At 63.7% G+C, this 14,194-nt stretch carries 13 protein-coding genes and 1 pseudogene; 6 read left to right on the top strand and 8 right to left on the bottom strand.

Going from position 1 to position 14,194, the window contains the following annotated elements; all coding sequences use genetic code 11:
- Positions 1 to 61 precede the first annotated feature (61 nt).
- The 8 genes and pseudogenes from ACFVTG_RS11225 to ACFVTG_RS11190 form a co-directional block, all read right to left on the bottom strand.
- Positions 62 to 439, bottom strand: a complete 378-nt coding sequence (locus ACFVTG_RS11225; protein WP_284755544.1) for a X2-like carbohydrate binding domain-containing protein — start codon at positions 437 to 439, stop codon at positions 62 to 64.
- Positions 440 to 520: 81 nt separating this feature from the next.
- Positions 521 to 757, bottom strand: a pseudogene (locus ACFVTG_RS11220) (cellulase family glycosylhydrolase); the annotation flags it as partial.
- 406 nt (positions 758 to 1,163) lie between these two features.
- Positions 1,164 to 2,147 (bottom strand): DUF3445 domain-containing protein, encoded by a 984-nt coding sequence (locus tag ACFVTG_RS11215; protein ID WP_390280401.1) that lies wholly within the window; start codon positions 2,145 to 2,147, stop codon positions 1,164 to 1,166.
- Entirely contained in the window at positions 2,147 to 3,118 is a 972-nt protein-coding gene (locus ACFVTG_RS11210) for a PDR/VanB family oxidoreductase (RefSeq protein WP_390280398.1), read from the bottom strand. Before ACFVTG_RS11210 ends, ACFVTG_RS11215 begins: the two co-directional genes overlap by 1 nt.
- Positions 3,115 to 3,636, bottom strand: coding sequence for a dimethylamine monooxygenase subunit DmmA family protein (locus tag ACFVTG_RS11205; protein ID WP_284755545.1), 522 nt, complete (start codon positions 3,634 to 3,636; stop codon positions 3,115 to 3,117). The genes ACFVTG_RS11210 and ACFVTG_RS11205 overlap by 4 nt, the downstream gene beginning before the upstream one ends.
- Before the next feature lie 3 nt (positions 3,637 to 3,639).
- Positions 3,640 to 4,074 (bottom strand): cupin domain-containing protein, encoded by a 435-nt coding sequence (locus ACFVTG_RS11200; RefSeq protein WP_390280395.1) that lies wholly within the window; start codon positions 4,072 to 4,074, stop codon positions 3,640 to 3,642.
- Between the two features lie 51 nt (positions 4,075 to 4,125).
- Positions 4,126 to 5,493 carry an NAD(P)-binding domain-containing protein gene (locus ACFVTG_RS11195; protein ID WP_390280392.1) on the bottom strand — a complete coding sequence of 456 codons (1,368 nt, stop codon included), beginning with the start codon at positions 5,491 to 5,493 and terminating at the stop codon, positions 4,126 to 4,128.
- A 44-nt stretch (positions 5,494 to 5,537) separates the two neighbouring features.
- Entirely contained in the window at positions 5,538 to 6,341 is an 804-nt protein-coding gene (locus tag ACFVTG_RS11190) for a hypothetical protein (RefSeq protein ID WP_390280389.1), read from the bottom strand.
- A gap of 476 nt (positions 6,342 to 6,817) precedes the next feature.
- Here ACFVTG_RS11190 and ACFVTG_RS11185 point away from each other — a divergent pair, with 476 nt between their 5' ends.
- The 6 genes from ACFVTG_RS11185 (at position 6,818) to ACFVTG_RS11160 (ending at position 14,192) form a co-directional block, all read left to right on the top strand.
- Positions 6,818 to 8,353, top strand: a complete 1,536-nt coding sequence (locus ACFVTG_RS11185) for an APC family permease (RefSeq protein WP_390280387.1) — start codon at positions 6,818 to 6,820, stop codon at positions 8,351 to 8,353.
- A 274-nt stretch (positions 8,354 to 8,627) separates the two neighbouring features.
- On the top strand, positions 8,628 to 10,031 hold the full coding sequence (gene glnT, locus ACFVTG_RS11180; RefSeq protein WP_390280385.1) for a type III glutamate--ammonia ligase: 1,404 nt from the start codon (positions 8,628 to 8,630) through the stop codon (positions 10,029 to 10,031).
- Positions 10,032 to 10,061: 30 nt separating this feature from the next.
- The gene (locus ACFVTG_RS11175; RefSeq protein ID WP_390280383.1) at positions 10,062 to 10,970 is read left to right on the top strand and encodes a glutamine amidotransferase; all 909 of its coding nucleotides are present in this window, start codon (positions 10,062 to 10,064) and stop codon (positions 10,968 to 10,970) included.
- Positions 10,958 to 11,668, top strand: a complete 711-nt coding sequence (locus ACFVTG_RS11170) for a protein glxC (RefSeq protein WP_390280381.1) — start codon at positions 10,958 to 10,960, stop codon at positions 11,666 to 11,668. Before ACFVTG_RS11175 ends, ACFVTG_RS11170 begins: the two co-directional genes overlap by 13 nt.
- 11 nt (positions 11,669 to 11,679) lie before the next feature.
- The gene (locus tag ACFVTG_RS11165; protein WP_390280379.1) at positions 11,680 to 13,053 is read left to right on the top strand and encodes an FMN-binding glutamate synthase family protein; all 1,374 of its coding nucleotides are present in this window, start codon (positions 11,680 to 11,682) and stop codon (positions 13,051 to 13,053) included.
- The gene (locus ACFVTG_RS11160; protein WP_390280377.1) at positions 13,053 to 14,192 is read left to right on the top strand and encodes an FAD-dependent oxidoreductase; all 1,140 of its coding nucleotides are present in this window, start codon (positions 13,053 to 13,055) and stop codon (positions 14,190 to 14,192) included. The genes ACFVTG_RS11165 and ACFVTG_RS11160 overlap by 1 nt, the downstream gene beginning before the upstream one ends.
- Positions 14,193 to 14,194: the final 2 nt, after the last annotated feature.

Raw genomic sequence — 14,194 nt, 5'->3', positions numbered from 1 at the left:
ACCTTGAAGGCCCAGGAGCCGGCAAGCTGCATGCAGAAGGTCCCATGAACGGCTAGCGGTTTTAGGGGGCCACGCCGTTCACGCTCGTGTTGAAGGCCGTAGGGATAGGAAGCGACGCGTTGGTTCCTGTCGCAGCGTGGACGACGGGCGCAGCGGAGCTGATCACGTTGAGCTTCCACGGCATACCCGCCGAGAACCCCACCGTAAGCGGCGCGCTGTTGCCGACGCTGCGATCGCCGAGGAGAGTCTTGAGCAGCTTCGCCTTGAGGGTCAAAGTAGCGCCGTCGAGCGAGTAGTCCCGGCCAGTCTTCAGAACCTCGCTACCGAAGCGGAGCTCCTTGAACTTGAGGCCGTTCAGGTTGAGCGCGACGGTCTGGTCCTTTACCTTGCTCGAGCTGTCGATGAACACGAGGTCTGAGGAGGCTGTACCCGAGCGCATGGTCCACCCGGTCTTGATGTAGTCGAACTCCTCCTGGTCACGCCACTTGAGTGCGACCCGGTCGAACCGATCACCGTTGTCCCACCACATGGTGGTGATGCCCGAAGTGCGTGCGAGATAGCCGAAATCCTCGAAGAATTTCAGGGCCTCACCACGCTCGACCTTCTTGTCGTACCCGTCGAGGAGACCGTACTCGCCGATAATCACCGGGATTCCCTTGGAAATGAAGGCATCGACTTGACTCTGGAAGTTCTTCTCCAGCATTCCCTGCACCTGCTGGTCATGCTTGGTGTAGCCGGCGATGTTTGTGCTGAAGGGCCAGAAGCCGTATGGCTCGCCAAGCGCTTCGGAGGCTTGACTCCCTCTGTCGCAGAGGTCACCCCTCGCGGGGGCAACCGATCAGGCCCACTGGGCCCATCGCAGCGGCTTCAATCGTCTTCACGATGACGCCCGAAACGGAAGTCCACCACGAAGGCGTTCTTGCTCGCGCACGGTCACGAGCGGCCGACGGAGTCGATCCCGGGCCAACCCCATTCAAAGGATTCGGGAATTGCCGTGTTGGACGAATTCAGAGAACTGGGCGCCAGAACGGTTCGGCAAACGCGTCGGTGAGCTCAGCAACGACTGGCTGTCCGGCGGCCCGGTTAATGAGGGTCCTGTCGGCTTTGCTGTACGCAGCAATACCCCTGAAGAAGCGCCAGACTTTGGTGCCCGGGCATGGGTCTCAGCCTCCGAGCAGCCACTGGGCCGCCGCATCGCGGTATCGGGAGATTCCTTTGTAGTCCGCCATGTCCTCGGGCAGCTCGGCCAGCACCCGGCCGAGGCGTTGTCGCCACGCCGGAACGGCCGAAATTTCGGCCAACGAGATCATGTGGGTGCGGACGAGGAAGAGAATGGCGCCTGAATGCGGCAGCCGGATGAGGTGCTGGACTTCGACGCGCAGGTGGAGCCGTTTGGGCAGGTCGGGGTCGTCGACCACCTCTAGCCGATCCGGTCCCCATTCGGGATAGGTCTCCGTGGAGGTGTCGAGACGCCGGTCCACGGTCATGGTCCAATTCGTCCGCCGGAACTTCTCTCCGGGCTGGAGCCTCATCAGGAATTGCTGGGCCCGCGTAATGATCTGCTCTTCGTGGACCCGGGGCACCGGGCCGTGGACCTCGAGGAAGCGCATGCCGACGTCGAAGCCTAACGACCAGTCTGCGGCAAAGGTGATCACGCCGGCGTCCAGCCAGAGGGCGTCTTCGCGCTGATCCAGCAATGCGATGTCGTCCTGGATCTGGCTGCCGATGAAGCGGAGGGGCTCCATCGGCAGGGTCGAGGCGTCCCCTATGACGAAGTCGATATCCAAGCCCAAGAGGTCGTTGCGCCAATGGCAGCGGCGGCCTTCGCGCGTGAAGAACATGACATCGGGATAGTCGGCAGCCAGCACTGGCAGCAAGGTGGTGATGGTGTCCCAGACGGCTGGACCCATATGCGGGAGCATTGCGATGCGTGACGGGTCACGGTCGAGTATTGCCGCCCGTTCCTCCAGTTCGGAACCGTAATGCGGATCGATTTCGATCAGCCGGTCTCCCCATCCACCGGCATCCGTCGGCACGAACTGCGGGGCTGGTTCCACGTTGGTGCTGTACCGGTAGGAGTCTTCGCGGAATGGGAATGGGAAGCGCCGGGCGGACGGCGTGAGGGTTGATTCCTGCGTGCTCAACATCAAAGGTCAATCTCCAGTCCGGCATCACGGCTGCGTGAAACGCAGCACATTATCGAATTGTTGGCGGTTTTCTCGGCTTCGGACAAGTAGAGGTCCCTGTGCTCAGGCGTGCCACGGAGGACGGGCAGGATGCATTCGCCGCAGACGCCCTGGCGGCACATGAATGGCACTTTGTGGCCGGAGTCTTCCAGGGCTTTGAGCAGGGAGGTGCCGGAAGGAACATCGACGACGGCGCCGCTCCGGCCAAGCGTGACGCTAAACGGCTGGCCCGGGTCCAGGTCCGCGGTGCCGAACGGTTCCGAATGAAGCCGCGACGGCGGCCATCCCGCCACGGCGGCCGCGCTGAGCACCGTATCCATGAAGCCCTGAGGGCCGCACACATACAGGTGGGTGCCCAGGGGCTGTTCGCCGAGCCGGACGCCGAGCGCAGCCAGGAAACTGCTCCGGTCTGTGCACTCAAGCAGGCTCTCCCCGCACAGTTCCCGAACGTCGTCGAGATGGGCTCCCTCGCCCTGCCGGTAGGCATACAGCAGGGATGCGGAATGGCCCCATTCAGTTGCGGCGCGCATATGGGACAGCATGGGTGTTATGCCGATGCCGGCGGCAATGAGCAAATGGTGCCTGGCCGTCGCGACGGGAGCGAAGGCGCTGCGCGGGCGGGACACACTCAGCCGGGCACCCGGCGCCAGCTGGTGCAGTGCGGCGGAGCCGCCTCCGCCATTGTCGACCCGCAGTACGGAAATGGTGTATTCAGCGGGAAGTACACCCGAGCCGGTGAGGGAGTAGGCATTGGCCTTGTCCCCGGAGTGGACAATTATGTGGCTGCCGGGGACGTAGGGAGGCAGCTCGTTTCCGGCTGGGTCGCGGAACGTGAAGCTCCGGATTGACGGTGTCCGGTCGGTGACATCCGCGAGGACAAGTTCCAGGGCGTCGTGAAACGCGGGTGCCGATGCTTCCGCTGTCGCTGTCATGCGGCATCCTCCTTAGCTCGTTCTTCGGCATCCACCATGTAGCCCAGGTACGTTGCCGTGCGGCGTGAGAAGTGGTGGTAGATCACGAGGCTTTTTTGGCACCCCGTGCACACGACCACCTCACCGACAGGTCGGTCCGTGACAGTCGTGGACTGGCAATGGGGGCAATGGACCCGTCGGGAGCCATCCGGCGTCACCAGCAGGAACACTTCCTCGTCCACGGCGCCCATTCTGAGTGCAAGGGCCCGGAGGGTGTAGACGTCGGCCTCCGGTCCGGCCAACACCACCCGGATGCCGACGACGGCGGACGCCAGGCGCGCCTGCAGCGCGGCGGCTGCGGCGTCGTCGCCCGTCCGGAACGCCACATGCTGGCGCTGGATGGAGTGGTCCAGCCGCCGCAGCCATGCATCCGATTCTTTGAATCCTTCGTTTCCGAAGGATACTGCGAAGTACTCGCGGGCCCGCGCCGGGGACGGAACCGCCCCCGGCCGGGGCACGCTGGAATGGCGTGGAATCATCACTTAAGGGGCGAAGGTACGGTCGCCTGTGAAGAAGCCCAGGGCGTAGTCCGGTGTCTCGAACTTCACCGTGGTTCCCTTGGGGAAGAACAGGACGTCGCGTTCCTTGGCGTGCGTGACGGCTCCGGTGGCCAAGTCCGTGAGGATGAATTCGCCCTGGACAACCAGCTTCATCTCGTCGTAGGTGTATTCGTAGACGAGTGGCTCCGAGGCCTTGAGCTCGAAGAACCCTGCGCACATCGAGGAGCCTTCGGGGTTCGCAAAGGAGTCATTGATGAACGCCTCGCATCCTTCTTCATCCATTTTCGGCAGGTCCAGGAAGCCATTCTCGACCTTGTGGATGGAACCGCCCTTGGACATCGTGCCGCTCAAAGTTGTAGTCATGGTGTTGTCCTCTGCTTGATTTACTGTGGTGAAACTAGTTTTACTGAAATTCAATTGCGATGGGTTTCGGGGATGTTAATTCCCTGGATCCGGGACGTGACCCGGTCAGGGCCGTGACATCACGGGCGTGGAAAGGTACGCCTCGATGCTGTCGTCCATGGCGTCCAGCCATGCCGTGTGGTGCGCCGAGGCTGTAGTCCCCGTCATCACTGAAGTGTGGACGCTGTCGCGGTACCCCAGGATGTTCTCTTCCTTGTCATGCATCCATTGCTTGAACAGGACTGCAACCGCGTCCAAGTCAAACGGCGGGTAGTCGGTCAGGCCTATAAGGTCCTTCACGTAATCGGTCTGAAAGTCGACCTCGTCCTCGTGTGTGTGGAGGGCTTCCTGCTTCTGCAGCCAAAACTGGATGTCCTCCTGCCGCTCAATGCTCCCCGGAATCTCGTGCAGCCCCATGATGTAGTCACGGGCCAGCCAAGCCTGGGCGTCGAACATGTTGAAGGTGTAGTACTGGTCCTGCATGCCGATGTAGAAGAGATCGGGGTTGCCTTGCCAGACAATCCCCTTATAGAGGTTGGCCGGGTACAGGACGTTGGGCGTGCTCAGCGCGAGGCTGCCAGGCAGGAATGGGAACTTGTGGCGGTAGCCCGTGCACAGGATCATCGCGTCGAACCGTCCCGAACTGCCGTCCGCGAAATGGACGTACTGTCCGTCGATGCGCTCTATGGTGGGGACTTCGCGGGCTCCCTCCGGCCAGCGGAAACCCATCGGTTTGCTCCGGTAGCTGATCGTCACCGATGCCGCGCCCATCTTATAGGCCTGCATGCCGATGTCTTCTGCGGAGTAGCTGCTCCCGATCAGGAGAACGTTCTTGCCGGCAAACTGCTCCGCACCGCGAAAGTCGTGGGCGTGGAGCACGGGGCCCGGGAAGGTCCCTATGCCCTCGAATTCCGGCACATTGGGCGTAGAGAAGTGTCCGGTAGAGACGACGAGCTTGTCGAAGACATGCTTCCGGGTCTGTTTGGTGACCAGGTCTTCGACCAGGACCGTAAATTCCCGTGCGGCGTCGTCGTAGTCAACCCAGCGCGCCGCAGTGCTGAACTGGATGTACTTGCGGACATCGCTTTTGACCGCTCTTCCTTCGATGTAGTCGAAGAGAGCAGAGCGAGGCGGGTAGGACGAAATCGTCTGTCCGAAGTGCTCGTCGAAGGAGTAGTCGGAGAATTCCAGGCATTCCTTGGGCCCGTTCGACCAGAGGTGGCGGTACATGCTGCTGTGAACAGGCTCGCCATGGCCATCCAGGCCGGTTCGCCAGCTGTAGTTCCATTGCCCGCCCCAGTCCGCTTGCTTTTCGAAGCAGGTGATCTCGGGGATGTCCGCGCCCTGCCTTCGGGCGGATTCGAAGGCGCGCAGCTGCGCCATTCCGCTGGGGCCGGCACCAATGATGCCTACTCGCAATTTTTTCGTGGTCATTTCTACAGAACTCCATTCTGAATGGGTGGGGTACACATCCGTGTTCAAAGGAGCGCGAGGCCCTCGTCCACAGTTACGCGCCGGAACGTTTCGGTACGGACAAGTCCGGGCATTTCCTGGCGCCTGCGCAGGGCAAGGGCTTTGCGTTGTGATCGTGGGATCTCGTTGATTCTCTTGCCGAATGCCGCGGTCCATGACCGCAGGTCAGTCGCGGTGCTCGGCCCGATTTCCATTTCGACGAGCTCTTGGTCCGTCAGGCCGTCGAAGTGCCTCTTGGTTCCCTCTGCGTCAAGGCTCCAGCTGGTCATCAGTTCCAGCTGGCGGTCGGCCGCGCGTACCGTCACATCGTGGTCAGGCACGTGGCCGTCCGGCGAATAGACCAGGACACTGCTTATCCGATCCAAGGCGGCGGACCTGTCGGTCCAGCCGCTCGCTTGGGCCTGGAGGTAGTCCAGCGGCCTGGCCCGGCCGATAGGCACCGCCAGCCGCGTGATGCCCCTGTCATTGATTTCCCCCAAAAGGGCGCAGGGGGCGTCGGTGACCATGACCTCATGCCGGGCGGGCCAGACATCGAAACTGCTGTGATCTCCGAAGGCGCCGCCGACGTGGAAGAGGTAGGTCTGGGGGTATTGCGGGTTTTCGTCGCGCCTTCCGGTCCGGGCCTCGTAGAACTGCAACGCGGCCAGCTGGATGAGAAGGCTCGCTCCCAGCGCCCCGAAGGGTTCCCGCACAACGATGCCGAACCGGTCGTGTGGCGACCAGCCGGCCATGACTTCGCCGGGACGGCGGAGAGACCCGTCGATGGTCACGTCGAAGAGATGCTCTTTGACGTCGCTAGCAACATGCATCCGTGTAGCTCCTGCCGGTCTTGCCCCGCGTCGGGCACAGCCGTGCCACGGGAATCTTGATGAGAGCTGGAAGGGTTCCGGCCAATCGTTGGCCTGCCACAAGGTGGCTTCGCGGCCCTGATTTAGCCTTGTGAAACCATGATTACCCACAGTGGACCTCGGTGGGTTTCATCCGCGTTAAGTCTGCGTTTCACTCGGGGGCCTTGAAGCTCTCATCCCCTCCCGCCTCACTTGCGCGTGCGGGATCCAAAGGCTTCCAAGGCAAGAGGCAACGTGGAATTTACAACCCCGAAACCCACCGCTGGTTCACTGTCAGTCACACTGGTTTCATATCAGTTGTCATCTGAAAAACCACGTCGAGCCACTCATTCAACTCGGGCTTCGGTCCCTTGAGATATTCGCCGCCGACGAAGACGCCAGACCTTTCACCTTCCCAAGCCGTATCAACCCTTAGTTGCCTTGATCCAAGGAGTGTAATGACTACGATCACAACCCCCCACCCCCCTTCGCCAGAGACGGATGGGGACGCCGAACATCTCAGCGAACTCGGCTACAGCTATGAGACGAAATTCGAGCGCGATGTAACGTTCTGGGGCAATGTGTCCCTCGGCTTCACCTACCTGTCACCGGTTGTCGGTATCTACACCCTGTTCGCCAGCTCCCTTGGCATCGGTGGGCCGCCGATGATCTGGTCGCTTGTTATCGTGGGCGCCGGCCAGTTCCTCGTAGCCCAGGTCTTTAGCGAAGTAGTCTCGAGCTACCCCGTGGCCGGTGGTATCTACCCTTGGTCGCGACGCCTTTGGGGCCGTAAATGGGGTTGGATGAGCGGATGGATCTATCTGTTCGCCCTGCTGACGAGCATTGCCACCGTGGGCTACGGAGCCGGTCCGTACGTGGCAGACCTCTTGGGATTCGAACCCGGAGTAGACACAACCATTGCGGCGGCAATCGTCCTGATCGCCATCTCCACCGCGTTGAACCTCTGCGGGACCAAGATCCTCAATACCGTGGCAATGATCGGTCTGATCGCCGAGCTCGGCGGGGCGATCGTCGTCGGCAGCTGGCTGCTGATCGCCTCCCGAAACCAGGATATCTCGGTCATTTTCCAGACATTCGGTGCGGGCGGAGGCGATGGGTACTTCGCCGCATTTGCCGCGGCCGGTTTGATCGGAATTTTCCAGTATTACGGCTTCGAGGCCTGTGGCGATGTGGCGGAGGAAGTCAAAAATCCCGGGACAACCATTCCTAAGGCCATGAGGGTGACAATCTACATCGGGGGAGCGGCGTCGATGTTCGTATGCCTCTCGCTACTCCTCGCCGTTCCGGACTTCGGTGCCGTCATGTCCGGCGCGGACGCGGACCCGGTCCACTCTGTCCTCTCATCCGCCTTCGGAGCGGTCGGAGTCAAAGTGGTCCTCGCCGTCGTCATGATCTCCTTCATCTCCTGCCTGCTGAGCTTCCAGGCGGCGACGAGCCGCCTGACTTACGCCATGGGCCGCGACCGGATGCTGCCGCTGAGCGGTCTATGGACGAGGTTTAGCGAGAGCCGCAGAGTGCCGCCATTCGCGTTGCTCCTGGCCGGAATCGCGCCTGCTTTGATCGTCCTGCTTTCGAAATTCTCTGAAGAGGGGCTGATGGCCATCATGTCCTTCGCGACGATGGGAATCTACCTCGCATTCCAAATGGTTGTCCTTGCGGCCCTCCGGGCACGACTCAAAGGCTGGAAGCCCGGCGGTCAGTTCAAGCTGGGCAAATGGGGCGTGCCCGTAAACGTGTTGGCACTCGCTTGGGGAGTGACCGGCATGATCAACATGGCGTGGCCTCGTACTCCGGACGGGCCATGGTGGCAGAACTGGCTGACGTTGCTGAGTTCAGCGCTCGTGGTCGGCGCCGGCCTGCTCTACATGCGGTGGAAGAAACCCTACCTCCGCGGAACCGCGCCGGCAGCCGATGCGATTCCCGCGACCGGCATCGCGACGTTCTCCCTCGTCCCGGAAAAGGCAGGCGTCTAGAAAAGGCAGGCGTCTAACCCCCGTTCGCCCGGACAGAATCACTCAACAGCTCAGCAGTCGGGTCCTCAACCGAACGAGGGCCTGGCTGCTGAGCGCATTAGGCACATAACTGCGTCGCCGCAGTGTCAGTTCATCTGTTGCATACGGCTGACTTTTCTTCTCACCGCGAAACATGGATTTAACGTCCCTGGAGAGCCGCTGTAACATCACTCTGACTACTGTGGTTCAACAACGTTTCCCGCTAGGTAACACCAAATTGAACAGGACAGTTCCGATGACAAGTGTCGCAACCCCTGCAGTACTGAGCGCATCAGCGCTATCAAACGCCGGGCTGCCGGCCGAGGCCGGACAGATTTCCCTGGCCGACATCGCAAAGGCCCATGACGTGCGCTTCCTGTTGGCCACCTTCGTGGACATGACCGGCAAGCCCTGCGCCAAGTTGGTCCCGGTCGAAGCCGCGGACGAGCTCGAGGCCGGCGCGATGGGATTCGCCGGCTACGCCGCCGGGCTGATCGGGCAGAAGCCGCAGGATTCGGACCTCATCGCAATACCCGATCTCACCTCTTTCACGCCTGTGCCGTTCATCAAGGAGGGCCTGGCGATCATCCACTGCGACCCGCACGTGGACGGGACTCCCTGGCCCTACGCCCCGAGGGTCATTCTGAAAAACACGCTCGCCCGCTTGGGGGAGAAGGGCATGCAGGCCAAGGTCGGCGCCGAGGTCGAGTACTTCCTGGTCAACAAGAACCCCGATGGCTCCCTGAGCACTGCCGACGCCCGTGATGACTCGCCGCGTCCTTGCTATGACGCCCGCGGCGTCACCCGCATGTACGAACACCTGACCTCCATCTCGGAGGCGATGAACGGCCTGGGTTGGGGCAATTACGCCAACGACCACGAGGACGCGGCCGGGCAGTTTGAACAGAACTTCAATTACGCCGATGCCCTCACCACGGCCGACCGCGTGATCACGCTGCGCTACATCCTGAACATCCTCGCCGAACAGCGCGGCATGACTGCCACGTTCATGCCCAAACCGTTCACCGACCGGACCGGCACCGGCCTGCACTTCCACTTGTCCCTGTGGTCGGGGGCGGACGCGCTGTTCCCGCGGGACGACGATGGCGCGGACGACGGCGGTAGGGGACTTGGGCTTTCGGACCTCGCCTATTCGTTTATCGGGGGCATCCTGGAGCATGCGCCGGCCCTTCAAGCGTTCCTCGCCCCGACGGTCAACTCCTACAAGCGGTCGGGCGCGACCACCAGCTCCTCCGGAGCGACCTGGTCACCGCGCAAGGCCTCGTTCGGAGGCAATGACCGCACCCATATGATCCGGGTCCCGGACGAGAAGCGGATCGAGCTTCGCTCGGGGGACGGCTCGGCCAACCCGTATCTCGCCATCGCTGCGGCCATCGAAGCAGGGCTCGACGGCGTCACGAACCGTACCGACCCCGGCGCGCCGTCCGGCCCCGGCGAAGCACGCGAGGGTGCCCACCTTTTGCCCGCGACGCTCCTGCACGCAGTCGAGGCCCTGCGTCGGGACCCGGTGATGCTCTCGAGCCTGAGCGGGGACGCGGCGATCGGCGGGTACTACGCCGATGCCAAGGAAGAAGAGTTCCTGGCCTGGCATAACCAGGTCAGCGACTGGGAAATCCGCACTTACCTGACCTCGATCTGACAACCCTCACACCTAGCAAAGGACACACCAATGTGCGGAATTGCCGCGCTGCAGCTGCGCAACCCCTCGCTGCATCCCGAAATGGGCAGTCTCCTGTCCTCCATGATGTGCCAGATCGTGGACCGCGGACCGGACTCCGCCGGCCTGGCCGTCTACGACACCCCGGGCCTTGTCTCGAAGGGCACTTCCACCCTCAGCCTCCTCGGCAAAGACCAAGGCCTGCCGCTCGGTGAGATCACAGAATCACTGGAAAGCCTGCTCTCGCCGTCGGCGACGCCGGCCGTCAGGGTAGTGGGCGACACCACCTTGGTGAGCGCCGCCGTCGGGACCGATCTGCTGGTGAAGGCGGTGCGCGAAACCCTCCCGGGCTCCACCGTCATCGGCCGCGGCGAACACGTGGCGGTCATGAAGAGCGTGGGCCATCCGATGCACATCGCCGCCGAGCACGGCCTGGAGGCCATGGCCGGAAGCCAGGGCCTGTCCCACACGCGCATGGCCACCGAGTCCGCCGTCACTGCCGGCGGGTCCCACCCCTTCTCCGTGGCGGACGACCTGTGCCTGGTCCACAACGGCTCCTTCTCCAACCACGCCACCATCCGCCGGGAGCTCAAGCGCGAAGGGGTCGTGTTCGATTCGGACAACGACACCGAAGTCGGCGCCCGCTACATCGCCTCGCGCCTGCAGCAGGGCGACGACCTGGAGACGGCCCTGATCAACCTCGGCAAGGCCTTCGACGGCTTCTACACCCTGGTCGTCACTACCGCGGACAGCATGGCCGTGGTCCGGGACCCGATCGCCTGCAAGCCCGCCATCATCGCCGAAACCGAGGACTACGTGGCCATGGCGTCCGAATACCGTGCCCTGGCGTCCCTGCCCGGCATCGAAACAGCCCGCATCTTTGAACCGGAACCCGGAAAGGTCTACACATGGTCACTCTGACAGCCCCCGAAACAACAACCCCAACAGCCACCATTGACCTGGCCGACAGCCCGGTCCGGGCCTTGAACCAGGCCCTGCACGAGGCCACCGACGGCCAGTCCTGGACCGTCGCCAACCCCGGCGGCAAGCACAGCCTCGCCGTCGGAATCGACGCCGACATCAGCGTCGCCATCAATGGCCATGCCGGCTACTACGCCGCCGGGATGCACAAAACGGGCACCGTGACCATCAGCGGCAACGCCGGCGTCGGGCTCGCGGAGAACATCATGTCCGGAACGGTGCACGTGAAAGGCGACGCCTCCCAATCGGCGGCGGCCACCGGACATGGCGGGCTCGTGGTCATTGACGGCAACGCCGGGGCCCGCTGCGGGATCTCGATGAAGGGCGTGGACATTGTCGTCGGCGGGAACATCGGCCACATGTCCGCGTTCATGGCCCAGGCCGGCCGGCTGGTGGTCTGCGGCGACGCCGGCGAAGCGCTGGGCGACTCCATCTACGAAGCCCGGATCTACGTCAAGGGAACCGTCGCTTCCCTGGGCGCGGACTGCATCGAAAAGCCGATGAACATCGAACACCTCGAGGAGTTGGAAGGCCTGCTTGCCGCTGCCGGCCGCACCGACAACCCTGCGGACTTCAAACGCTACGGCTCGGCACGGAACCTCTACCACTTCAGCGTCCACAACTCGGCCTCGTACTAAAGGACACTCCCATGACCATCACTTCACTGCCCCAGGACACCGTTCTTCCCGCCGGGGGTATCCCCGCCCAGCACGCCGAGGAGCTTGGCCTGCGCGAATCCGCCACGTTCGACCGCGCAACCATCTCCGATATCCAGCGCGCAGCCGCCACCGGCGTCTACGACATCCGCGGCTGGGGCGCCAAGCGCAAGGTCCCGCACTTCGATGACCTGCTCTTCCTCGGCGCCTCCATGTCCCGCTACCCGCTGGAGGGCTACCGCGAAAAGTGCGATACCGACGTCGTCCTCGGCGACCGGCACGCGTCCCGGCCGCTGCACCTGCAGACCCCCGTCACCATCGCCGGGATGAGCTTCGGCGCGCTGTCCGCCAACGCCAAGGAGGCCCTGGGGCGTGGAGCCAGCGAAGTGGGAACCTCCACCACCACGGGCGACGGCGGTATGACGCCCGAGGAGCGCGGCCAGTCCAAGCACCTCGTCTACCAGTACCTGCCCTCCCGGTACGGCATGAACCCGGACGATCTGCGCAAGGCCGACGCGATCGAAATCGTGCTCGGCCAGGGCGCGAAGCCCGGCGGGGGAGGCATGCTGCTGGGCCAGAAGATCACCGAACGGGTTGCCGGGATGCGCACCCTCCCGGTGGGGATCGACCAGCGCTCCGCGAGCCGCCACCCGGACTGGACCGGGCCGGACGACCTGGAAATCAAGATCGGCGAACTCCGCGAGATCACCGACTGGAAAACCCCCATCTACGTCAAGATCGGTGCCTCCCGCCCCTACTACGACACCGCCCTGGCCGTGAAGGCCGGAGCCGACGTCGTCGTCGTCGACGGAATGCAGGGCGGTACCGCCGCCACGCAGCAGGTCTTCATCGAAAACGTCGGGATCCCGACCCTGGCCGCCATCCCGCAGGCCGTCCAAGCGCTCCAGGAACTGGGCCTGCACCGCAAGGTCCAGTTGATTGTTTCCGGCGGCATCCGCACCGGAGCCGACGTCGCCAAGGCCATGGCCCTGGGTGCCGACGCCGTGGCGATCGGCACCGCCGCGCTGATCGCGCTGGGGGACAACGACCCCCGCTACGCCGCCGAATACGCTGCGTTGGGATCGGCTGCAGGGTTCTACGACGATTTCCAGGACGGACGCGACCCTGCCGGCATCACCACGCAGGATCCCGAGCTTTCCTCCCGGCTTGACCCGGTGGCGGGCGGGCGGCGCCTGGCCAACTACCTGCGCGTCCTGACCATGGAGGCCCAAACCATCGCCCGGGCCTGCGGTAAATCCCACTTGCACAACCTGGAACCCGAGGACCTCGTGGCCCTTACCATCGAAGCCTCCGCCATGGCGCGGGTGCCCTTGGCCGGCACCAACTGGATTCCCGGGGCGAAGTGATGCCGGAGTCTTCCGAATACGTTGTGGTCGGCGCCGGTCTTGCCGGTGCCGCCACGGCCTGGCAGCTGGCCTTGCGGGGCCATGACGTGACGATCCTGGAACGCACGCAGCCGGCGGCCCACGACGGCAGTTCCCATGGGTCCGCCCGGATCTTCCGCTACGCCTACCCGGACGAGTTCTACACCCGGGCGGTCATTGAATCCAAAGCCTTGTGGGATGAACTGCACCGGGCCAGCGGACTGGAACTCATCACGCCCTTCGGGGCGGTGGACTACGGCCCCGAGCGGCAACCGGAGCAGCTCGCCCGGATCCTCGCCGAGACCGGCGTCGAACACGAACTCCTCAGCGCCGCAGAAGCTCGGGAGCGCTGGCCGCACATCGCCTTCGACACAGCCGTGCTCTGGCACCCCGGCGCCGGCGTGATCGACGCCGAAAGTTCCGTCAACGCCATGATCGAACAGGCGGTCAAGCTCGGCGCGAGGCTGCTGACCGGTTGGAACGTCGCACGGGTGGACAAACGGGGATCCGGCTACCGGCTGTCTTCTGACGGTTGGGAAACGCTCGACGCCGGCAACGTCATCATCAGCGCCGGCGGCTGGCTGCCTTCACTGCTGGGACAGTTGTCCCTTCCCACCGGGTTCCTGGCCAGGCTGCCGGAGTTCACCGTCCGGCAGGAACAGGCCTACCACTTCCGCTACCGCTCCGACGATGCTCCGTGGCCCACCTTCATCCACAAAAGCTCGGACATCCAGACGTACGGGCTGCCTGGAGGCCGGGATGCCGGCTTCGCCGGCCAGAAGGTCGCCGAATACAACGGCGGCAAATTCATCCCCTCGGCTCTTCAGCAGACCGGCCAGGTGGACCCGGTCAACCGACGGCGGGTGGTGGACTACGTCCGGAAGTACTTGCCTGGCCTGGACCCCGAACCGTACGCGGAAACCACCTGCCTGTTCACCAACACCCCCAACGAGGACTTCCTCATCGACCAGACCGGCCGCCTCACCATCGTCTCGCCTTGCTCGGGGCACGGCGCGAAATTCGCGCCCCTGATCGGGCAATGGGCCGCCGAGCTGGCGACCGGGACCGGCAAGATCCCGGCGCGGTTCCGCCACGCAACCGCCAAGGTGGGCGCCAGTTGACC

The sequence above is a fragment of the Arthrobacter sp. NPDC058127 genome, assembly GCF_042884555.1.
Classification (GTDB): Bacteria; Actinomycetota; Actinomycetes; order Actinomycetales; family Micrococcaceae; genus Arthrobacter.
The sequence above is the reverse complement of the archived record's forward strand: the minus strand, read 5'-3'. Positions and strand labels throughout refer to the sequence as shown.

What these genes read in the sequence shown, in the direction of transcription:
- ACFVTG_RS11225 (WP_284755544.1), bottom strand. Translation starts at nt 439, where the DNA reads ATGCGCTCGGGTACAGCCTCCTCAGACCTCGTGTTCATCGACAGCTCG.
- ACFVTG_RS11215 (WP_390280401.1), bottom strand. Translation starts at nt 2,147, where the DNA reads ATGTTGAGCACGCAGGAATCAACCCTCACGCCGTCCGCCCGGCGCTTC.
- ACFVTG_RS11210 (WP_390280398.1), bottom strand. Translation starts at nt 3,118, where the DNA reads ATGACAGCGACAGCGGAAGCATCGGCACCCGCGTTTCACGACGCCCTG.
- ACFVTG_RS11205 (WP_284755545.1), bottom strand. Translation starts at nt 3,636, where the DNA reads ATGATTCCACGCCATTCCAGCGTGCCCCGGCCGGGGGCGGTTCCGTCC.
- ACFVTG_RS11195 (WP_390280392.1), bottom strand. Translation starts at nt 5,493, where the DNA reads ATGACCACGAAAAAATTGCGAGTAGGCATCATTGGTGCCGGCCCCAGC.
- ACFVTG_RS11190 (WP_390280389.1), bottom strand. Translation starts at nt 6,341, where the DNA reads ATGCATGTTGCTAGCGACGTCAAAGAGCATCTCTTCGACGTGACCATC.
- ACFVTG_RS11185 (WP_390280387.1), top strand. Translation starts at nt 6,818, where the DNA reads ATGACTACGATCACAACCCCCCACCCCCCTTCGCCAGAGACGGATGGG.
- glnT (WP_390280385.1), top strand. Translation starts at nt 8,628, where the DNA reads ATGACAAGTGTCGCAACCCCTGCAGTACTGAGCGCATCAGCGCTATCA.
- ACFVTG_RS11175 (WP_390280383.1), top strand. Translation starts at nt 10,062, where the DNA reads ATGTGCGGAATTGCCGCGCTGCAGCTGCGCAACCCCTCGCTGCATCCC.
- ACFVTG_RS11170 (WP_390280381.1), top strand. Translation starts at nt 10,958, where the DNA reads ATGGTCACTCTGACAGCCCCCGAAACAACAACCCCAACAGCCACCATT.
- ACFVTG_RS11165 (WP_390280379.1), top strand. Translation starts at nt 11,680, where the DNA reads ATGACCATCACTTCACTGCCCCAGGACACCGTTCTTCCCGCCGGGGGT.
- ACFVTG_RS11160 (WP_390280377.1), top strand. Translation starts at nt 13,053, where the DNA reads ATGCCGGAGTCTTCCGAATACGTTGTGGTCGGCGCCGGTCTTGCCGGT.